The following is a 20,695-nucleotide window of genomic DNA, read 5'->3' as shown; positions in this document are numbered from 1 at the left end:
CCTGTAACCCCAGAATATGCAGCTGAAATCGGCGCTGACGGATTTGCTCCTGATGCTGGTAGCGCGGCTGTTAAAGCGAAAGAAATGGTTGCATAAAAATAAAGGTTGGAAAAACTCAAAAACTAACTTAGACGAATAAATCTTAAGGAGACCGAGAATGTTAACAAAAAGACAGAATTTAATGGAAACCATTAAGGGTGGCAATCCTGATCGGTTTGTAAATCAATACGAATTTATGAATTTGATCATGGAAGCACCATTGGGCGAAATGGCAGGGCCAGGTCAGACAATCGTTAATGGTTGGGGGATTACTTTTAGTTGGCCAGCTGATCAATTGGGTGGATTCCCGGTGCATGATGCGGAACATAAGGTATTAAAAGATATCACTGACTGGAAAAACCAAGTCAAGGCACCAGTTGTTGCCACGTCAGATGAAGCATGGGCCGCCGCTGTTGCGCATGCTAAAGCCGTAGATCGTAACGAAGAATTTGTAACTGCCTTTGTGGCTCCCGGAGTTTTCGAAATGACCCATCATTTGATGAGCATGGAAGACGCCTTAATGGCTCTTTATGAAGAACCGGAAGACATGCATGACCTGATCGACTATCTGGTTGACTATGAACTGGCCTATGCAAAAGAATTGATTAACCGAATTCATCCGGATTGTATCTTTCATCATGACGACTGGGGTAGCCAACGTTCGTCTTTTGTTTCACCAGAAATGTTTGCAGAGTTCTTTTTGCCTGCCTATAAAAAAATCTATGGTTTCTATAAAGAAAACGGCGTTGAACTGATTGTTCACCATAGCGATTCTTATGGTGTTAACCTGGTTCCTTTCATGATCGACATGGGCATCGATATCTGGCAGGGTGTCATGACAACCAATAATGTGCCAGAACTGATAGAGAAATATGGCAAACAGATCGCATTCATGGGTGCGATTGACAGCGGTGTTGTTGATTTTCCAGGATGGACACCAGAAATCGTGGCTGAATATACTGAAAAAGCGTGCAAAGAATGTGGAAAATTATACTTTATTCCTAACTTGACCCAAGGTTTAAACTTTAGTTCATTCCCGGGTGTTTATGAAGAAACAACAAAAGTTATTGATCAATTATCAAAAGAAATGTTTTAACACCAATAATCATAACAAAAAGACCGTTCCCGGCAGTTACCCAGTGGGTTTTGCCGGGATCGGTCTTTTTTGCTGATTGCATCAAGAAACAGTGCTATTTCTTGACAGTATCAATCAATAACAAGAGGGTGGTTTTGATAAAATCATTTTCTTTAACATCTAGAAATTTTAAATATGATTGACCGGAAAGCCCATACATATAGAAAAAACCTGTTAAAGTTGGCCCTATCATTCAAGAGTACAACGAATCCAGTGTATCGTAATGTATTAATTGTCTTAGCCGTCGCTCGGGCACTATTTGACTTGATCGAGAATACGTTGTTAATGGTACTAATCAACAATTATCCTCAGCAAAATATATTTATGGCAACGGTTTGCTCATGGTCCACTACCATGAAGTTTGTTTTTTTGTTTTTATGGGTTGGAATGCTGCTGTTTGTCTGGGGTTTGAACCTTATAAACTAGTTATACATTCGTTATCGTTGAGATTTTATTTTTCTAAGCAGGTACCGTTTCTTATACTTGATCCGGGCGTATGTGCCGATTTTGTTGATCATAAAAGGGTTGACCACACCGCCGATGACGCCCACAATCGGCAGTCCCTGGATAAATTTGGCGGTCAGCAGGGTGTTGGATAAAATGTCGGAGGTTTCCTTCATAACTGTTTCTAAATCAATGCTGGTTTGTGTTTGGGCATCGATATGCTGACCTAAGTGCTCAATTTTTTTGTCATAGGCTTTTCGCCGGTCTTCTTTAGTCATAGCAGCACAGATTAAATAAAGCAGGTATGCTTTTTCTGCTTTGGAGGTGCATAAAAAACCATAGGATAATGCGATTTCATTAATGGTTTTGACGATGACACCAAGAAACAGAGGGATATCAGGGAGTCCAATTCCCAGTAAACCAAGAACGCTACCCTCGATGGCAGCAATGGATTCATTGATCGTTTTGGAATGCTTTGACGATTTATCCAGCGTTTTGAGATGTTTTTTTCGCATGTATTTTCCAATGGCGTAATTACTTAAATCATAGTCCACCGCAATTTTTTCTTTATTAATTGTTTTTTCGATAATGGGGCTTCCTTTTTCAAAGACCATATGAAACCCCATATAGAAAGCCGTATCCAGGGTAGATTGTAATTTATCAGGTATTTTCGCCTGGAGCTTGTTAACCACAGGGGTGAGATTTGATTTACTAAACTGACTTTCTGTTTGATTTAGAAACTTCTGTTCATGTTTTTCAAGAATTGTCATCTGTTTAGATAAAATAAGGTCTTTCTTCATTTTTAAGAGCTCCAATCGATCGATTTATAAACTAGCATCATTCTATCATGATTTCTTTAATAAACGCTGTGGTAGAAACAGATAAGTATTATTGATCATAAAGAGAAATTACTTAAAAAAACAATTGCAAAGCTTAAACTTGTTTAGACTCGTTTAGTCAGGGTAAATAATAAAATAACAATATTTTAAGGAGGAAGAAAATGAATAAAGACATATTTGAAGGAAAATGGGAACAGATGAGAGGCGAAGCTCAGAAAACCTGGGGGAAACTTACCAATGAAGATCTGGAAATTGTCAAAGGTGATGCAAAAATTCTGGTTGGAAAACTTCAGGAAAAATACGGGATGACCAAAGAAGCCGCTGAAAAAGCCATTGAAGATTTAAAAGGAAAAATTAAAAAATAGAATTCTTAAATAGAGCCAAAAACAAAAGCACCCCGATTCGGGGTGCTTTTGTGATTATTTAATGATTGCTTTGAAAAGCCCGTATAGTGGCTCCTGGTGCCGGTGAACCGGTCGGTACGACGATCACTTCGATGGCTTCAAGCCGGTAGCCGAAGCCTTCAGTACCAGAACTGCCACCGTTTTTAGCCCAGTCCAACCAGCCGACGTTCTCGGCATGAACCCGGTAATAAACGTCGTATCGATAAGCATCGGCACCGGTTAGTCTGACCTCAATCGCCTCTAAACGTAAGCCCTGGTTGGAGGTGCCGCTTACTTCACAGTTGCGTTTCCAATCTTGCCAGCCAATGTTCTGGATATGGGTACGATACTCAATGCCGAGATCATAACCCATGTTATCCAATCGAATGCCAATGGCTTCTAGACGTTTGGACTCCCCGGAGGTGCCACTGATCTGACCGTTTGTTTTCCAATCCTGCCAGCCAACGTCCTGGATATGGGTTTGATAGGAACAAGTTATGCTTTTTTGTGCCGAAAGGCTTAACGCTGTAGCAGAACTATTTCCGGCTTTGTCATAAGCATAGACATGAACCGAATAGGTTCCAAATTCATTGTTATGTTGGCTGTATAAAACCCGGAAAGATGCGGTATTGCCACTTATTGAAGCGCGATGCCAGATAATATCATCCTGACCGTTTGCATCGGTCCAGGTTGGGAAATAAACAGAATCGATTCCCGAATCAGTATCGGTCACGTCACAGGTGATCGTAAAGCCGTCATCACTGACATCAGTGATCCGAGCATTAGTTATTGTTGGCGGGGTGGTGTCTGGGGGGACTGCCGGATCAAAATCATCAATATAGATATAGCCCTGGAATCCACCCACAGAGACGGAGTCCTCAGAACCGGCAGTGAAGGTGTTGGTGTAAAAGAACGAGCCGCTCCAGGATGATTCTGAAACAGTGACCTTGTTGCCTTCAATTTTTTCAACAACGGCAACGTGACCATATGAATTGCCGTCCCAGCACAGAATTGCTCCCAGTTTTGGCGTCGTTCCGTGAGGATAGGCACCGCTGTTTTGGTTATATCCCCAGAACTGATTGGCATTACCGTTGCTTAATTTAGGCTTGCTTCCCAGGATCTCATAGGCTCGTCCCCAGGCATAAGCGGTACAGTTTGGCATACCGTAGCCAGCGAGATAAAAAATGTTTTTGGAAAAAAAATAATCATTGTCCGTTGTTGGGGCGGTAAGTCGCGGGGAGAACACCGCTGAAGTGCTCATTGATCCATCTAAATAGGCTTCGTCTGGCCAACCTGGATCTGGGGCAACATCACCGGGGAGCATCTCCCGGGTTTCCACAAGTGGTTGGGCATCGAGGCCTGTGATCGCAGCGCCTTCGACAGTGGTTTCCTCAGCCAATGCAGCAGAAGGAAAAATCCCCAATGACAGAGCAAAAACAATGCATAAAAAAATACTTCTAACAAATTTCATTTCCAGTATCCTCCTGGTCAACAAATTTTTGGTTTATCGTAGATTCGTTCTTAATTATCGTATTAATTCGTATTATTAGGAACAAACGTCTTAAGTTTTTAAATATACTTTTTTCAGATACAATTTGTTACTTAAATTTTACACTCTTATTATAAATTTTGCAATCATTCTTTAAAAAAAATACAAAGATTCAACCAAGCAATAAATATTTTTGTTCCACTGTGTTTTATTAAAGAGAGAATCATAGATAATTAGGTAAGAATCGGCCAATTTTTACATTGTGGTTATTATTGTTAGAAAAATCAATACAAACATTTACAGCTTGTCTATTTACTTATGCGAATAAAGTGATATACTATAAATGAACCAAAGATCAACCTAATCCTTTTCTTGACTCAATGATTTCGGTTATTGAATCATAGACGGTCGCACGACTCACCAGAAAAATAAAAATTGCCAGGGTTAGCTGAGAAAATTAGTTAATGGACAATTGATTCTTTTATGGGCAGTGGGAAAAATTTGAATGAGAAAACAGATTGCTCCGAAATGAAGAACGGATGAAACCTCAAAGACATCAAACAGAGATAGCCAAAGATCATTGGGTATCAAGAAAAACCATTCGGTGAAGATGATGGCAGTATGATTTCTGAATGATGTGAATGAGTTAAACAGATCCATTCTAAAGAGTAAGATGATTCCAAAAAGTTGGCGGAGTTTAAAAGAAAAGCGAAAAAGAAGATTTTTGGTAAAATCAACAGAAGGAGTCCAAACGGATGACAACAGAGATTTTAGACTAGACCGGTTTTACAGATGAAACTGTAAAATCGGTCTTAGTCTTTTTTGTTAAAAAAATCTTGGTTGCGTCTTTATATTATAAAGGTTATAATAAACTTTAATTGTAAAATTATATAATCCGTCGAGACAGCATTGAATATTTGTTGGTAACTCATGGACCATTCAGTGCAATTATGTATACAAATAGTATCGGAGGAAATTTATTTGCCAAGAGGAAACATAGAAAAATTACTAAGCATTCCAGAAGTGGAAGCTTTTTTAAAAAATAGGGTTATTGGAAACAAAGAATTATTTTTAGGTATTCGAAACGAGAACATCATCTTATATTATTGGGGTAAAAACATGATGGAGCTGATCTATACAGAAGATCAGCAATGCCACGTTAAAATCAGTAAATTTTTTATTGATCGAACCGCATTTTGCGGACTGAAATTCACCCAGAAAGCGGATGTGATGATCTTTCCTTTTAACCAGGAATTTGTTTCCGCCTTTGTTGAATCTTACCCGGAACTCAAAGAAAATGTCGAAAATGCCCTGGTTGAAAGTGCTCCCATTGAAGCAAAAGCCGGGCCACTGGGACAAAAATATCAGGGGATCATTGCCTGTAATAACAATGCTAATCCGGATTCGAACTGGTACTGTGTGGATTTAAACTACGCACCTGAAGCCACCTCGTTGGGCCGACTGGATATGGTTGCTATTTCTAAGGTTAAGCAGAATGGAAAGCACGAGATGGTGCTCATTGAATGCAAATATTCATGGCAAGCCTATAAATCGGGGTATCGCAAAAATCTTTACAACAACAAGAAAAATAAAGGGTATTATATTGAAGCCAATGGACTAAAGACCAAGGCAACCGCTAAAGGTCAACAGCATCGTCGACGGTTTGGCTGTAAATATGATGAAAAGAAGCAGCAGATTGTTGCTTATGAATTCGGATCAGGTATCACCGGGGACTTTTATAATTATTCTCAATTCCTCTTTACCGACGGCGGGAAACGGGTGGAGGATTTAAAAGGGGAGTGTTTTGATATTTTAAAGGCTCGGAAAAATCTGGGTTGTTTTGAAACAAACGACCAGATAGGGCCCGAATTGCTACAGCTCATTGAGGGAACCAAAGAAGCTTTTACAAAAACTCTTACCGATCATCCGGCATGTGTTTTTCTCACCGTGGGGTGTGGCGACTCGACGGAAAAAGCAGAACAGGCGATGACCTCTTATCTTCGTCCAGGTCCAACCAACACAGCCGATGTGTTTAGCATCACCCAGGACAAATGGGTGCTTTGTCACAATAATGGCAAGGGCAGAAGCCGTGCTATTGCCCGGGATCTCAGCCTGGCTGAAGCGTTTCCGGAAGCTTTTGAAGAACGGGTTCGGTATTTATTCACTCGAAAAATTGCATTGGAAAATTTAAATATCATTGACCATCTGGATGCGAGCAGTGCGAGCGAGTTAAAGATAAAAGTATTTAAATAAAAATTACTCATGGCGATAAGAAGGATCGTCCAAGTCAATACTTGGACGATTTTTTTTAGATTACGTGTTTGCTGGCATCCAAGTAGTTGGTAAACAACTAAACAATTGTTTGACGCGAAGGCTATACAAAAAATATACAAACGTTTACAAAAAAACTATTTACAGATTAGAAAAAGGTGTTATAATAGAGTTAATCAAAGATCAACTGACCCTATAAAAGTAAATACGAACCGACGCCCTTAAAGATAATTGAGATAACTCAGATCACCTAAAGACTGGTTAAATTGATTAGATTAAAGAAAACAGATTGTTATGAAATTAAGATAAGAAGGTCAACTCACAACGAATTAAATGAACGATAAAAGAAAAGTATGAATGAAAAAAGAAAAGTTCTCACGGTTTCTGAAAACCACATCCAATGAAAAGAATTGGAAACGAGAAAATGTTCTTAGATCAAAGATACCAAGTAAAGAATCCAGTAAATAATGATCAAGTGAGAATAAAACGAATCGGATCTTAAAAGTAAAAACATCAAAAAGTTGGCAAGATTTACATTTAGTAGTGAGAAGAAGAGAATTGATGAAAAAATCAGAGGAGGAATCCAAACGGATGACAACAGAGATTTTGGACTAAGCCGATTCTACAGGTAAAAGCGTGGAATCGGCATTAGTCTTTTTTGTGGTTGTTTTTAATTGTAGCAACGGTTAGGATGCACATTGAATTTGGTTTCGCCCCTTTTCTTTGGCACTATAGAGGCTTGCATCAGCGGCTTCAAACAAGTCAGTTTTACTCATGTTGGGAGTAAACGGGACAAAGCCAATGCTCATGGTTACCACTTCGTCCGGCATGGTTTCAAATACCGCTGTTTCCAGATCGATGCGAATTTGTTCTAAAATGGAGAGACAGGCTTCGGGTGATTTTTCGGTAAAAATAACTGCAAACTCTTCACCGCCATACCGGGCCGCAAAATCATTGGCTTCCAGGTTATCCAAAATAATGGCAGCAGCAGTAGAAATAACTAAATCCCCGTTACAATGGCCCTGTCGGTCATTTATTCCTTTAAAGAGATCCAGATCCATCAGCCCCAACGAAAGGTCAAAGGGCTGATTTTTACATTGATAGACCAGTTCTTCGAGATATTCATGAAAGGTTTTATGGTTATATAAATTAGTGGCTAAATCCATTTTGGTTAGTTTTTCCATATAGATATTTCGATATAAGAGTTCTTTTTCTTTTTCAACGGATACAACCATATCGGTATAAACTACTGAAAATCGTTTTGTCAATTCCCGCGATAAAAAATAAGTGCTCACCAGAATAGCGGCAAAAGTGGTTAGTTCAATAACTGACATAACAGATAAGGGCGGGAAAAACAGTTTCATCGCGATTAACACAACCAGTGTCAAGCAAAAGGTAAAATCAATCAATTTAAGACTCAGAAAAAAAACCGAAATCAGCATGGGCATTAAGAAAAGTGCCAACATCACATAAAAAATGGAAGAATGAACGACAAACAAAATAGTAACAATAGCCTGGGTTCCGATCACAATATAGTAGCGGATGGCTGGAGCATGTGATCGGATCTGCCACTTTAGAATGAAGAGAATTAAAACTTCAAGAACAAATGGCAATAAAAACCGTTCTAAAAAAAAGGTCTTGGTATCTAAACTGGAAAAAAACATGTTTATAAGTGTCACCGATGATGAGACCCCAATGGCAATCCATAGGTAAGTAAGGATATGCGTATGCCAGTTTTTTTTAGAATTCAAAATGTTGACCTCCTTTATAGATTTATTTTAGCCAGGACATTTAGGCAATGCTTGTGGAGCTATTTTTCACTTCGATAAAGATATAACTCGTATTGTAACACTTAACGAGACAAAATTTCAAGATAATTGAAAAGATAACTGTAAATGGCTGAAAAGCTTGAGTGAATATAAGGGTAATGGAGATAAAGGAATATAAGTTTACAAAAAGAAAGAGTGGAAGAGGTCTCCGGGTATTAATCTGGGTATTATTGTAAAGAGAGAGTAAAAATAGCTAAGGGTTTTGGAATGATTGTCGATTACATAACTAGTAAGATCACAACTCATTGTGAGCAGTGAATACGATTTTGAAAAGGAGATGCTATGATTGACTTACCCAAAACCACAAATGTGTATAAACAGATACCCAAAGAACTTTTTTACAAATATTTAAATAGTGATCCCATCTCTAAAAAGTATTTCATTGATGAAATCATAAGCATCAACTGGATCAACACCCTTTCATCAGAAACGATGTCGATACAGAAGGGGAAACGGATTACTGAAATTGCAATTGTCGAGATATTTTTAAACCGCCAAGCCATCAACACCAAGATCATCGAGATCATAAGCAGAGAAATTGACCAATATACTATCTTTATCGTTAGATACGAAGAATGGGGACAGTTATGGTGTTGTGATTATCAGTCTAACCCTCACGAAGATCGCTTTCACTGTCAGAATTACTATCAGACAAACTGGATGATCACTGATGATTTAACCTTGACGATTGAGGGTTGGAATCTTGATCTGATTTATGAGAACCTTTTTATGCAGATTGAACCCTTTCCAACCAGGGCTGAGAGCAGCGATCAACAAGCTGATGATGGTGTTGGAACAGCAAAACAACTCGGAAAAAGCGAACAGTTGGAAAAGCTGGAAGTGGCCATCAAAAAACTGGAAAGTCAAATAAGAAAAGAGCTGCAGTTCGGTAAACAGGTGAAGCTGGCGACAGAATTAAAAACTGCTAAGGACGAAGTGCGAAAAATAAAGCAGTCAATTCATATTGAAACCCACCAACCTAAACCCGCAACGGCACAAGAAGAACCGTCAGAAACAGTACGGTCTTTTTTCCCCAATGTATATATGAAGATGCAGAATCGAACCGGAAATCGCATTGATTATTCGTTGATATAGAATCGATAAAGATTGTAAAAAAACACTCATTATGAGTGTTTTTTTGGTGTACCCGAAAAGGAGTGGCGGTAAAGATTAGTTATCGCATCAGCGCGTTTTGAAGGAACCCTGCGGATTTGATAACGTTTTATTAAGTTGCAGATTGGAACCGGTAACTGATATAATAGAAAAAATGAAATGACATTGGATGAGAGACCATGTTAGTCAAAAAATTTCGATGTGCAATGTTTTTCTTAATTCTAATTGTCATAAAAATAGGAGTAGCGATGTTAAAACGAATTAAAAACATAAAAGGAATCGGAAAACGCGTCAGAGACATTAATGTTTTGCTGAACCGCGAAGGGTTTTATCTGCCCTTGAATGATAAGCAGATAGAGTTGTTCTTCAGAAGTTTAAAACAAGAAATGACGACTGCCGACTGGAATGATGAAGAGGGCAATAAAATAAGGTTGGTTTTTACACCTCAGATTATTAATGAGAACGGTTATGAAACAACCCTCAACGTCATCGCGGTAGAATATTACACCATTGAGCAAATTGTCGAACAGATCCGTAGACATCTTCACGCCCAAAAGAAATAATCATAAGAATTCAAAAGCACCATGAGATTGGTGTAAAATTAAAAGGAAGACGACAATGACAGACTATATTGAATTAATTGCCAGCTTTACCAAGGATGACTTTATCTTAGATTATGAATCGGTGGCAAAAAAAGGGTTCACTAAAGATAAAAGGCAGTTTGAGCAGGCATGGCAAGCCCAATTCAGAGCGAATAAAGATCGGACCCTTTTTTATTTTGGATTTGTTAGTGATCCGGATTTTCTTTCGCCGACGATGGCTTTTCTTTATCAAATCAGCGAGAAATTTATTCAAAAGATTGCCAAACAGCCGGATTTGGAGTTATCCAGGGAAGATGTCGAGCTCAGCTTGACTGCAGATGAAATCGAAGAAATCCGCAAAATAATTCCCTTTGGAAATGGCATGGCTCATGTTGACGATGGATGGATTAGAAACATTTGGGAGCGCCTCACCGATGTTTACGGTGAAGCAATTATGAGCTATCCGGGTACAGTAGCAGCGTTTTTAACCGAGCATCACGCGGGGATAAATGTGGCTGGGCGAATCTTTTTTCATCTGGTAGAGAATAGTGAAGAGAAGCGGTACCCCTTTGCTTTTTTAGCCACCTATTCCACCAAACCCGAGGACGGCAAAAAAGCGGTGCATACGCCCCTGAAAAATGCCCTGCGGGAATATCAAAATCAACCCGAAAAGCTGATTCAGCTGCTGTCTACCGTTAGCCGGGTGGCCGATGTCAGTCGGTTTATTTCGGATCTGATGGAAAGTGGGGCGTTGTTTTCACCTCTAAAACTAAGTGCCCGAGATGCCACGGTTTTTTTAACTGAAATCCCCCTTTACGAAGAAGCCGGGATCATGTGCCGGATTCCCAACTGGTGGCGCAAGAAAGCTAATCAGCTAAGGCTTAATCTGACCGTGGGGGAAAAAGAACCGGCAATGGTGGGGATGGATGCTATTTTGTCTTTTAAGCCAAACCTCATGTTTGGAGATTCCGCTATTTCCAAGGCCGAGATTCAGGGGCTCTTGGCAGAAACTCAGGGATTGGCCCTGATTAAAGGAAAATGGGTGGAAATTAATCATAAACAGTTGCAAGCTGCATTAGAGGCCTTATCAAAAACTGAATCACTGGCTGACCAGCAAGAGCTAACTCTGGCCCAGGCCATGCGCTTGGAACTCGGTTCGGGAGAATTGCTGGGAATACCGACGACCGACTTGGAAGTCCATGTGTCAACCGGGGATTGGCTCCGCCGGGTGACGGCAACCATGGGCAATCCTCAGATTTTGCAAGGGCAAAAACCGGAACCCGGTTTCTGCGGAGCGCTACGACCCTACCAGCAAACCGGTTACGATTGGCTGAAATACATGGTCGACTTGAGGCTGGGGGCCTGCCTGGCTGATGATATGGGGCTGGGTAAAACCATCCAGATCATAGCTCTGTTAGAACACCTGCGCAGTCATCAGGGGGATCGGGTATTGTTAATCTTGCCGGCATCTCTGATTGGGAACTGGGAAAAGGAAATCAAGAAATTTGCCCCAGAAATGCCGGTCAGGGTCTTGCATGGGATGGCAGTTGCCAAAGATCCAAAAGCATTTCTGGCAACACCTGTTTTTTTAACCATCACCACTTATGGCATGGCAGCACGGGTAACAGCGCTGCGCGAAATCCACTGGGCTCTGATTATTCTGGATGAGGCTCAGGCTATTAAAAATCCCGGTACCAAACGAACTAAAACCATCAAGGCGCTCAAGGCCAAAACCCGAATTGCCATAACAGGAACCCCGATTGAAAATCACCTATTGGATTTATGGTCGCTTTTTGATTTTCTCGATGGTGGACTGCTGGGAAGTGCTAAAGAATTCACCGGGTTTACAAAAGGCTTAAAAAAGGATCCTACCGGCTATACTAAACTGCGAAACCTGGTCAATCCTTTTATTCTGCGCCGCCTAAAAACCGACGCTGCGATCATCTCGGATCTGCCGGATAAGATTGAAATCAAAGAATATCCGGTGCTGTCGAAAAAGCAGATGGTGCTCTACCAGAATCTGGTTGCGGAGCTGTCAAAGAAACTGGCAGAATGCGACGGGATTGCCCGCAAAGGTCTGGTTTTATCCAGTATCATCAAACTCAAGCAGATCTGTAATCACCCGGATCAGTATCTGGGTCAGGATCTTTATAAGCGGGATCACAGTGGAAAGTTTGAAATGCTGGAAAGCATTTGTGAAACCATCTATGAAAAGCGGGAACGGGTGCTGGTGTTTACCCAGTTTAAAGAACTGACCGCGCCCTTGGCCCGGTTTCTGGAAGAAATCTTTCACCGTCGCGGGCTGGTGCTCCACGGCGGTACCCCGGTGGCTAAACGAACCGAACTGGTGGAAGCCTTTAATGGGGAAACCTATATCCCCTTTATGGTGCTGTCGCTAAAAGCTGGTGGGGTTGGTCTAAATTTGACGGGTGCCAATAATGTTATCCATTTTGACCGCTGGTGGAACCCGGCGGTGGAAAACCAGGCCTCCGATCGAGCTTTTAGAATTGGTCAGACTCGTGATGTGATGGTGCATAAATTTATTACCGTCGGTACCATTGAAGAGAAGATTGATATTATGATTGAAGAAAAGAATCAGCTGGCTGGCGATATTATCAAGGCTTCCGGTGAGGGCTGGATCACTGAGCTGAACAATGAACAACTGCTGAGATTATTAAGTTTAGGTGGAATCTAGGGACTGACCTCAATGGCGACAATTTCCGGGACGTTCATAAATCGAAAGGGTAGTTTGGTCATTCCGGTGCCTTTGGTAACAAACAGACTGGTTTGACCCTGGTTGCCAATAACAAAAAGACCCTTTACATATTTTTTTCCGTTGGCTGGCAAAATCATTTCGGTTAAATAGGGAAGCGTAATCTGCCCCCCATGGGTATGCCCAGCTAAAACCAGTTGAACGGCATCGATGGTCATCTCATCCACAATATCCGGCTCATGAGTTAAGAGAATATTATAGCTGCTTTCAAGGACTTCATCGGTCAGGTCTATATCCGGGTTGCCCCGGTAGACATCATCCAGACCAAGAAGACGAACGTTGAGTTCAGGTATATCCAGCCAGTCATTAACCAGTACCTCAAAGCCAGCGGCGTTCATCAGATCTTCATAATTGTAGTTATCGATTAAGGCGTATTCATGATTTCCCATAACAGCGACCTTGCCATAGGTGGCATTGATCTTTGAAAGACCCAGGGAAATTTCTTCAGGATTGACAGAGAAATTTTTAGTAGAACCAATCAGATCGCCGGTAAAGATAACGAGATCGGGGTTTTCGGCGTTTATTTTTGCAACGATGCGATCAAGCTGATCATTGTCATTAAATTCGCCCAGGTGTGTATCGCCGAAAAAGACAAGTTTAAGGGGGGCCTCTAGTTTGCTGTTTTCAAGCTTTTCACGATTAACGATTAAGAGGCTTGGTTCAACATAACGGGAATAAATATAGCCACCCACAATAATTGTGGTTAGTGTGATGGTGGTGATCAGTAATAATTTTCCTAATTTCATGGGTACTCCTTTTGTATTCAGTGCATTATAACCTGTAATCTTTAAAGGCTCTTTAAAGAACAGAAGTGTTGTCCTCTTTCCTGGCATTGCTGACAAATTAAATCGACAGATCACTGTAAAGATTAAGTAGAACAAAAAAAGAAAAAAATAGCTTGACAACGTAATACTTCGGATGTAGAATTAAATTAATTCGAAGAGCGAAGTACTTTGCAAATAGAAAAAAAGGATAAATTAAATGGACAATGGCTTTAACGGTAATCTTGAAGCAATGATTTTTGAATATATCGACAAAATAAAATACTTGTTATCCTCGGATATCTGGGGAAATGAAATTTTTAATTGTTCGAAAAATGAAGTGTTTGTGCTACTACTCTTATATCGACGAAATGATGTGAACATGACCCAGATTGCCGACTACCTCAATGTTCCTTTAAATACGGCCACCGGAATTGTCGCCCGGATGGAAAAACGGGACTTTTTAGTCCGCGAAAGAAGCTCAGAAGACAAGCGGGTAGTCACCATAAAACTTACCAAGGCTGGTAGAGCAACGATCCGGGATATTCTTAATGAGATGATCCGTTACGGACAACTGATAATGGACAGCTTTACCCGTGAGGAAGTTCAATTGGTTTTCAAAATGGTAGATAAGGTTATGGACACCCTTAGTCAAGACGCCAGTAAGACCGCAGAAAAACAAACTAAGCCAAAAATCAGAAAGATCATGATTGAATAAGACCGCTGCCCTCGGGCAGCATTTTTTAGAAGATATACTTCGGACAACGAACTATTCGACAAGTGAATTATAAAATGTAGAAGGAGAGCAAATGAAACGAATACTAATTTTTACCGGCAAAGGTGGGGTAGGCAAAACCAGTGTGGCTGCTGCTCATGCCCTCAAATCGTCACAGGAAGGCAAAAAAACCCTGATCGTCAGCACCGATATGGCCCACAATCTGGGGGATCTGTTTAATGTTCCAATCGGAAAAGAGGAAGTCGCGGTAGCCAATAATCTCTATGCTCTGGAAATCGATCCCAACTATGTGATGGAAAAAGATTTCAAAAATTTGATGAGGGCTTTTAGCAACATGATTGGCTCGATCAACCCAGAAGGTGGTGACATGGATGAATTCATAATGATGCCAGGGATGGATGAACTGTTCGCGCTTTTGAAAATCCAGGAACTATATGACAATAGCGATTATGAACGGATTATTGTCGACTGTGCCCCCACTGGAGAAACCCTGTCATTGCTTAAATTTCCCGAGCTGATGTGCTGGTATATGGATAAGTTTTTCCCCATCGGGAAGGTGGCAGTGCGAATTTTGTCCCCGGTTTCAAAATCATTATTCAAAATACAACTGCCCGATCGCCACGCCATGAGCGACATTGAAACGCTCTATGTTAAACTGATCGAACTTCAGGAGTTGTTAAAAAACAAAGAAGTATCCTCGGTACGCTTAGTGACCATTCCCGAGAAAATGGTGGTGGAAGAAACCAAGCGAAACTATATGTATATGAAACTTTATAACTATAATGTCGATGGCATCTTTATCAACCGGATCCTGCCCCGTGAAATCGGTAACCCCTTTTTCGAAGAATGGATCAGCATCCAGAAAAAATACATCGCCGAAATTGAAACATGTTTTGACCAGATTCCTAAATATTATATCCCCTGGTATGACACTGATCTATTGGGACTGGATGCCATCAATCGGATCTGCGATGATGTCTTCGCAAAAAGAACCGATTTGTTTGAGATCAAGGCAGATATCGAAGGTGAAAAATACGAACAGACCGAAACGGGTTATGATCTGAAACTCTTTTTACCGAATATCACCAAGGATGAGGTAGCGGTCAATCTGTCCGGGTCGGACGTCATTGTTAAAATCGGCAATTACAAACGTAATATTCCGATGCCCAATACCCTCAGAGGGATGGAAGTCACCAGTGCAACCTTTGACCAGAGTACCCTGGTCATTGCATTTCAATCGTATTAAATAGCGTGCGATGAGCTTAGCTGTTTACGATAAACTTCAAAGCAAGTTGTGTTCGATTAAGATTAAAAACAATAAGGGAGGTCTACAAAATGAACCGTGAATTTATTAAAAATGTAATCTTGGCAAAGCAATACGAACGTGATGCTTTCTTGTCGCTGCTATCGCCGACTATCGCCCAACATGTTCAGGTGATTGAAAAAGAAGTCAAAGGAATGATCTTTGACCTCGCCAAAGAATGGGCTTTAGATGTAAGCAGTGCGGTAAACGACGCCGAGAAAGAAAAAACTGGCGAAACCGATGGTGAAAAAAAAGTCAAAAAAGTTACTATTGATTGAATGAATCGATAAATTAGTCGATTAAATAAAAGGGAGAAGACAATGCGAATTATTTTATATACAGGCAAAGGCGGTGTCGGCAAAACCAGTGTGGCCGCCGCAACGGCGGTAAAGCTGGCCAAAGATGGTAAAAAAGTGCTGATTATGAGTACCGATCAGGCTCATAGTCTATCCGATTCTTTTGGCGTAAAACTTAAGAATACCCCAGTTAAGATCAGTGATAAGCTCTGGGGCCTGGAAATTGATGCCATCCTGGAAGGTGAACGAGCCTGGGGAAATATGAAAAACTATATGAAGGAATTGCTGACAGCCAGAGCGGAAGGGGGAATTGAAGCAGAGGAACTGCTGGTCTTTCCAGGGCTGGAAGAATTATTTTCGCTGTTTAAAATCACTGATATTTATGAAGAAAATCGGTACGATGTATTGATTGTTGACTGTGCACCCACTGGGGAAACCCTGTCGCTGCTTAAATTTCCGGAAATGTTTGGCAATATGATAAAAACCGTGCTGCCGATGAAAAAAAAGGCGGTTAAGGTGGCTGGTCCGATGATGGAAAAAGTCATGAAAATCCCGATGCCCGAGGACAATGTCTTTGATGATGTGGAGCAATTAAATGAAAAACTCTATCAGCTTCAGGCGATTATGACCAACAAAGAAACCCTCAGCATTCGTATCGTGACGACTCCGGAGCGGATTGTCATAAAAGAAGCTAAACGAAATTTTACCTATCTTCACTTGTATAACTATAATATTGATGCCATCATCGTCAACAAAGTTTATCCGCCAAAAGCATTAGATGGGTATTTTAGCAAATGGATAAATCTTCAGGAGGAGGGACTAAAGGAGATTCGCGAGAGCTTTTCCGAGGTGCCGGTTTTCACTCTGATGCTACTCAATAAAGAACTCGCCACCGAAGCCATTCTTTTAGAAGCAGCCGAGCAGATTTTCGGCGATACTGATCCCGCGGCGGTTTTATTTAAGGATACAATCTTTGAAGTGAGGAAGGAAGAGGACGGCTACGCTTTTATTTTAAACGTTCCTTTTGCCGAAAAATCAGATCTTGATATGGGCCAAAAAGGTAGCGAACTGATGATTCAGATTAAGAACGAAAAACGCTGCTTTACCTTGCCGGATGTACTCCGTAACAAAACGGTTCAAAGTGCCCGATATGAAGAGGGAAAACTGCGGATAAAATTTGCGTAAAGGGAGGGTTTACAATAGATTAAATGAAACTTTTAATGATATGGACAGCGAAAAAGGGCAATCGTTGACAAATTGCTCCCAGTTTAAGTAACAATAAAGCGTATTTCACAAATTTTTCTTGTTTCTTTATTTGATGAAAGTGATATAATTTTAATATAACACTCGAAAAAAGAAAAAATACAAATTTTACAAAAATGAATGAGTTGCGAGTTTTTGTAGCCGGGAATTGATGTCTTGCAGCAAACAGCGCAGGCATCTTATAGCGAGACAAGAAGAAAAGAGGAACTAAATGGACCATATGGAAAAATTAAGGGAATACGCCCGACTTGTTGTCCGAACTGGAGCGAATGTGCAGAAAGACCAATTGGCAGTGGTTAATTGTTCAGTGGAGAATTTTGAATTTGGTCGGATGATTGTTGCCGAGGCCTATAAAGCTGGGGCTAAAGATGTAATCGTCTTCTGGAATGATGTCAGAACCAGCCGACTCCGTTTTGATAATGTAGGTCTGGATGTTTTGGGAAATATCCCCAATTGGCTGGCAGAATCCCGTAATTATTATGCCAAGCAGAAAGCAGCTGTTATTTCTATTGTTGGCAACGATCCGGAGGCTTATAAAGGGGTCGAAAGCGAAAAACTCAAAACCAGCAGTAAGGCCTCAGCTAAAGCGTTTGAACCTTATTATAAAAAGATGATGAACAGCGAATTCCAGTGGTGTGTGGCAGCTGTCCCTGAGACCAAATGGGCAAAAAAAGTCTTTCCTGAGCTTTATGAACAGGAAGCCATTGCGAAACTTTGGGATGCCATCTTTGATGCTGTGCGCATCGGTAAAGGCGATGTCGTCAAAGCCTGGAATGACCATAAGCTATTTCTCGCCGAAAAATGCCGCGTTCTTAATGATGCCCATTTTGATGCGCTGCGTTATAAAAACAGCCTTGGCACGGATTTTACAGTCGGTCTTCAAAAAGAGCATATCTGGGAAGGTGGTGGTGAGCTTACGCCAGATCAGGTATATTTCTTTGCGAATATGCCCACTGAAGAAATTTTTACCGCACCGGATTGCCGACAGGCTGAAGGCACCCTGGTTTCCTCCTTGCCGCTTTCTTATCAGGGAAATCTCATTGAGGATTTCAGCCTGACTTTTCATGATGGCGAGGTGACCAACTATCAGGCCCAAAAAGGTGAGGAATATTTAAAGAGCCTGATTGAAACCGATGAGGGATCAAGGCGATTGGGGGAAGTGGCGCTGGTACCCCATGATTCACCCATTTCTAACACCGGAATTCTTTTTTATGATACGCTGTTTGACGAAAATGCCGCCTGTCATTTTGCCCTGGGGGAATGTTATCCAACCAATATCCGGGGTGGAGGAAAAATGAACAAGGAAGAACTAATTGCTGTCGGCGGGAACCAATCGGATACCCATGTGGATTTTATGATTGGCACCAACGATTTGGAGATTATCGGCATCACCAAAGATGGTCAGGAAATTCCCATTTTCAAAAATGGTAATTGGGCGTAAAACGTCATCACAAATTTAAGAAACGGAGATGGATCATGGAAGAAATTAAAAGTGATATCAATCTAGATAATATCCACCTGGAGGTTAAAACTATTGCTCAAACTTCGGACGAACTGAAACAAAATATCATGACCCTGGAAGAAAGTTCAGCTCAGTCGGTCGAGATCTTAAACGAAAACAAAGTCACCATCAACAGCATTTATAACTTACTCACCGCCATGGTTGAAAAAGAAACACCCGTGGAAGAAGTGGATAATGTCAACAGCGAGCTTTTTTCATTGTTGGAGACCATGGACTTTGATATCAAAAAATTAAGCTGGTTTTCTGAAGAGAATGTCAAAGTTTTTAATACCATCGTCACCCAGGCCGATGAAATCGCCAAACTCAGCGAGGAAAATGCCGCCAGTACCTATGAAATCAACTCGGAGATTAACCATTTTACTGAAGTTTCGAATAAGCTCCAGGGAAACATTGTCCAAATCGAAGAAAACTCCAGCCAATCGGTTTCTATGCTGAGCGAAAACCGATCCACCATCGAAAGCATTTCTGATCTATTACTCGATCTGATTGAGGGAGTGAAGCAGGCTTCAGGTATTAATACCGAGCTGGATGGCTCTTCCAAGCAGATTAGCAAGTTTGTTGATTACATTAAGGACATATCCCGACAGACCAATCTTTTAGCCCTCAACGCCAGCATTGAGGCAGCTCGGGCCGGCGCCGCCGGCAAGGGCTTTTCGGTTGTCGCTGAAGAAATTAAACGGCTGTCGGACAGCACCGCCACCTTTGCCACTGAAATCGAACAAATTGTCAATCAGGTGATTGTGGAGGTGGAGCGTTCAAATACCGCCATTGAACGGTGTACCACTCGAACCAAAGATATTGAAAATGCGGCCCAGAAATCCGGGGCTGTTATTGAAGAAATTCAAAAAGTACTGGTTGAATTAAACGATTCAATGAATGAAATAAAAGCGATTTCCAGTCTTCAGGTCGATACCTCCCATGGTATTCAGTCCTCAGTTTCCAAGGTTTCCGATGCGGTGGATACGACCCATCGGGTCACCACCAATACCATCAGTACGATTGTGACTCAGAAATCAAAAAATACAGAGTTATTAAATTATTGCACCAAGCTTTCGGAAATGGCCAGCAATGTTCAAAAGCTAACGGCTAAAAATAAAAATAAAGATGAAATTATCTTTGGAATTAATCCTTTCACTTCGCCGGAAAATATTAAAACGATGTATGTGCCAATCTTAAATGGGGTTTTTAAAAAAATTGGGTACAAGGTTCGAACTATGATTGTCAAAGACTATGAAGCCCTCAGTGAAGGCATGAAGGAAGGGATCATAGATGTCGCCTGGTTCTCGCCCTTTGCCTATGTCAACGCACACGAGAAAATTGGTATTGAGCCGCTGGTATCCCCTCGAGTGCATGGCAAGGTATCGTATAATGGTTACATTATTACCCGCAAAGACAGCGGCATCAGTAGCCTAAGTGGATTAAGAGGCCGAAGCTTTGCCTATGTGGATGAGGGCAGTGCTTCGGGGTATCTCTATGCCCAGCATATTATTAAGTCCGAAGGCATGAATCCCAAGACCGTTTTTAGTAAGACTTCCTATCTGGGTAGTCATGATAGTGTTATCAAAGCAGTGCAATCGCGGGAATATGATGCCGGAGCGACCTATAATGAGGCCATGGAAGGGGCCCAAAAAAGCGGTATTGATTTGGATGAATTTAGAATTATAGCTAAAACCCCGGATATTCCCAAGGATGCGATTGCCGTTAATCCCAAACTGTCAAAAGAATTTACAACGCTTTTAAAACAGGCTTTTGTGGAATATGTGAAGGCACCCAACATTAAATCCCCAGTGGATGGATTCGTAGAAAGTGATGATGCCAAATACGATGTCATTCGGGAAGTTATGTAGGGTGTTAAAAAGCAGGTGAATCGGGTATAATCTTTTTGATAAGAAAAGCAAATAACGAGAAAGAGGAGCGA

Annotated in this window: 16 protein-coding genes and 1 pseudogene; 13 read left to right on the top strand and 4 right to left on the bottom strand. The window is 41.1% G+C overall.

The window, feature by feature from the left end:
• Window positions 1-96 (top strand): annotated as a pseudogene (locus tag U2P91_RS01870) (cobalamin-binding protein); the annotation flags it as partial.
• A gap of 61 nt (window positions 97-157) precedes the next feature.
• A complete protein-coding gene (locus U2P91_RS01865; RefSeq protein WP_111887481.1) occupies window positions 158-1,135 on the top strand; it encodes a uroporphyrinogen decarboxylase family protein in 978 nt (325 codons plus the stop codon).
• A 476-nt stretch (window positions 1,136-1,611) separates the two neighbouring features.
• Here U2P91_RS01865 and U2P91_RS01860 read toward each other — a convergent pair whose 3' ends face one another.
• Window positions 1,612-2,418, bottom strand: a complete 807-nt coding sequence (locus U2P91_RS01860) for an EcsC family protein (RefSeq protein ID WP_322518934.1) — start codon at window positions 2,416-2,418, stop codon at window positions 1,612-1,614.
• A 200-nt stretch (window positions 2,419-2,618) separates the two neighbouring features.
• Between U2P91_RS01860 and U2P91_RS01855 the strand changes: the two genes are divergently transcribed.
• Window positions 2,619-2,822 (top strand): CsbD family protein, encoded by a 204-nt coding sequence (locus U2P91_RS01855; RefSeq protein WP_111887480.1) that lies wholly within the window; start codon window positions 2,619-2,621, stop codon window positions 2,820-2,822.
• A gap of 58 nt (window positions 2,823-2,880) precedes the next feature.
• Here the strand turns inward: U2P91_RS01855 and U2P91_RS01850 are convergent, their stop codons facing one another.
• Window positions 2,881-4,311 (bottom strand): GBS Bsp-like repeat-containing protein, encoded by a 1,431-nt coding sequence (locus tag U2P91_RS01850; protein ID WP_111887479.1) that lies wholly within the window; start codon window positions 4,309-4,311, stop codon window positions 2,881-2,883.
• Between the two features lie 999 nt (window positions 4,312-5,310).
• On the opposite strand from U2P91_RS01850, the gene U2P91_RS01845 reads away from it, so the two are divergent.
• On the top strand, window positions 5,311-6,582 hold the full coding sequence (locus tag U2P91_RS01845; protein WP_111887478.1) for a hypothetical protein: 1,272 nt from the start codon (window positions 5,311-5,313) through the stop codon (window positions 6,580-6,582).
• A 704-nt stretch (window positions 6,583-7,286) separates the two neighbouring features.
• Here the strand turns inward: U2P91_RS01845 and U2P91_RS01840 are convergent.
• Window positions 7,287-8,351 (bottom strand): sensor domain-containing diguanylate cyclase, encoded by a 1,065-nt coding sequence (locus U2P91_RS01840; RefSeq protein WP_111887477.1) that lies wholly within the window; start codon window positions 8,349-8,351, stop codon window positions 7,287-7,289.
• Between the two features lie 360 nt (window positions 8,352-8,711).
• Between U2P91_RS01840 and U2P91_RS01835 the strand changes: the two genes are divergently transcribed.
• The 3 genes from U2P91_RS01835 (at window position 8,712) to U2P91_RS01825 (ending at window position 12,818) form a co-directional block, all read left to right on the top strand.
• Window positions 8,712-9,524: a DUF4391 domain-containing protein gene (locus U2P91_RS01835; protein ID WP_322518933.1), complete on the top strand. Its 813-nt coding sequence runs from the start codon at window positions 8,712-8,714 to the stop codon at window positions 9,522-9,524.
• 266 nt (window positions 9,525-9,790) lie between these two features.
• The gene (locus U2P91_RS01830) at window positions 9,791-10,105 is read left to right on the top strand and encodes a hypothetical protein (protein ID WP_162624446.1); all 315 of its coding nucleotides are present in this window, start codon (window positions 9,791-9,793) and stop codon (window positions 10,103-10,105) included.
• A gap of 55 nt (window positions 10,106-10,160) precedes the next feature.
• On the top strand, window positions 10,161-12,818 hold the full coding sequence (locus tag U2P91_RS01825; protein ID WP_322518932.1) for a DEAD/DEAH box helicase: 2,658 nt from the start codon (window positions 10,161-10,163) through the stop codon (window positions 12,816-12,818).
• Here the strand turns inward: U2P91_RS01825 and U2P91_RS01820 are convergent.
• Window positions 12,815-13,642: a metallophosphoesterase gene (locus tag U2P91_RS01820; protein ID WP_162624445.1), complete on the bottom strand. Its 828-nt coding sequence runs from the start codon at window positions 13,640-13,642 to the stop codon at window positions 12,815-12,817. The genes U2P91_RS01825 and U2P91_RS01820 overlap by 4 nt on opposite strands.
• A gap of 235 nt (window positions 13,643-13,877) precedes the next feature.
• On the opposite strand from U2P91_RS01820, the gene U2P91_RS01815 reads away from it, so the two are divergent.
• From U2P91_RS01815 to phnD, 6 genes are all read left to right on the top strand, one after another.
• Window positions 13,878-14,375, top strand: a complete 498-nt coding sequence (locus U2P91_RS01815; protein ID WP_111887472.1) for a MarR family transcriptional regulator — start codon at window positions 13,878-13,880, stop codon at window positions 14,373-14,375.
• A gap of 91 nt (window positions 14,376-14,466) precedes the next feature.
• Window positions 14,467-15,639 (top strand): ArsA family ATPase, encoded by a 1,173-nt coding sequence (locus U2P91_RS01810; RefSeq protein ID WP_322518931.1) that lies wholly within the window; start codon window positions 14,467-14,469, stop codon window positions 15,637-15,639.
• Between the two features lie 89 nt (window positions 15,640-15,728).
• A complete protein-coding gene (locus U2P91_RS01805; protein WP_111887470.1) occupies window positions 15,729-15,974 on the top strand; it encodes a hypothetical protein in 246 nt (81 codons plus the stop codon).
• 42 nt (window positions 15,975-16,016) lie between these two features.
• Complete coding sequence (locus tag U2P91_RS01800) at window positions 16,017-17,177, top strand: ArsA family ATPase (protein ID WP_322518930.1); 1,161 nt, start codon at window positions 16,017-16,019, stop codon at window positions 17,175-17,177.
• Window positions 17,178-17,466: 289 nt separating this feature from the next.
• Complete coding sequence (locus tag U2P91_RS01795; protein ID WP_322518929.1) at window positions 17,467-18,696, top strand: aminopeptidase; 1,230 nt, start codon at window positions 17,467-17,469, stop codon at window positions 18,694-18,696.
• 35 nt (window positions 18,697-18,731) lie between these two features.
• Complete coding sequence (phnD, locus tag U2P91_RS01790) at window positions 18,732-20,624, top strand: phosphate/phosphite/phosphonate ABC transporter substrate-binding protein (protein ID WP_322518928.1); 1,893 nt, start codon at window positions 18,732-18,734, stop codon at window positions 20,622-20,624.
• Window positions 20,625-20,695: the final 71 nt, after the last annotated feature.

It is taken from the genome of Acetobacterium sp. K1/6 (genome assembly GCF_034438075.1).
In the GTDB taxonomy this organism is placed as follows: domain Bacteria; phylum Bacillota; class Clostridia; order Eubacteriales; family Eubacteriaceae; genus Acetobacterium; species Acetobacterium carbinolicum.
This window is presented reverse-complemented; position numbering and strand designations above follow the sequence as displayed.

What these genes read in the sequence shown, in the direction of transcription:
- U2P91_RS01820 (WP_162624445.1), bottom strand. Translation starts at nt 13,642, where the DNA reads ATGAAATTAGGAAAATTATTACTGATCACCACCATCACACTAACCACA.
- U2P91_RS01855 (WP_111887480.1), top strand. Translation starts at nt 2,619, where the DNA reads ATGAATAAAGACATATTTGAAGGAAAATGGGAACAGATGAGAGGCGAA.
- U2P91_RS01795 (WP_322518929.1), top strand. Translation starts at nt 17,467, where the DNA reads ATGGACCATATGGAAAAATTAAGGGAATACGCCCGACTTGTTGTCCGA.
- U2P91_RS01825 (WP_322518932.1), top strand. Translation starts at nt 10,161, where the DNA reads ATGACAGACTATATTGAATTAATTGCCAGCTTTACCAAGGATGACTTT.
- U2P91_RS01850 (WP_111887479.1), bottom strand. Translation starts at nt 4,311, where the DNA reads ATGAAATTTGTTAGAAGTATTTTTTTATGCATTGTTTTTGCTCTGTCA.
- U2P91_RS01865 (WP_111887481.1), top strand. Translation starts at nt 158, where the DNA reads ATGTTAACAAAAAGACAGAATTTAATGGAAACCATTAAGGGTGGCAAT.
- U2P91_RS01835 (WP_322518933.1), top strand. Translation starts at nt 8,712, where the DNA reads ATGATTGACTTACCCAAAACCACAAATGTGTATAAACAGATACCCAAA.
- U2P91_RS01810 (WP_322518931.1), top strand. Translation starts at nt 14,467, where the DNA reads ATGAAACGAATACTAATTTTTACCGGCAAAGGTGGGGTAGGCAAAACC.
- U2P91_RS01805 (WP_111887470.1), top strand. Translation starts at nt 15,729, where the DNA reads ATGAACCGTGAATTTATTAAAAATGTAATCTTGGCAAAGCAATACGAA.
- U2P91_RS01860 (WP_322518934.1), bottom strand. Translation starts at nt 2,418, where the DNA reads ATGAAGAAAGACCTTATTTTATCTAAACAGATGACAATTCTTGAAAAA.
- U2P91_RS01815 (WP_111887472.1), top strand. Translation starts at nt 13,878, where the DNA reads ATGGACAATGGCTTTAACGGTAATCTTGAAGCAATGATTTTTGAATAT.
- U2P91_RS01800 (WP_322518930.1), top strand. Translation starts at nt 16,017, where the DNA reads ATGCGAATTATTTTATATACAGGCAAAGGCGGTGTCGGCAAAACCAGT.
- phnD (WP_322518928.1), top strand. Translation starts at nt 18,732, where the DNA reads ATGGAAGAAATTAAAAGTGATATCAATCTAGATAATATCCACCTGGAG.
- U2P91_RS01830 (WP_162624446.1), top strand. Translation starts at nt 9,791, where the DNA reads ATGTTAAAACGAATTAAAAACATAAAAGGAATCGGAAAACGCGTCAGA.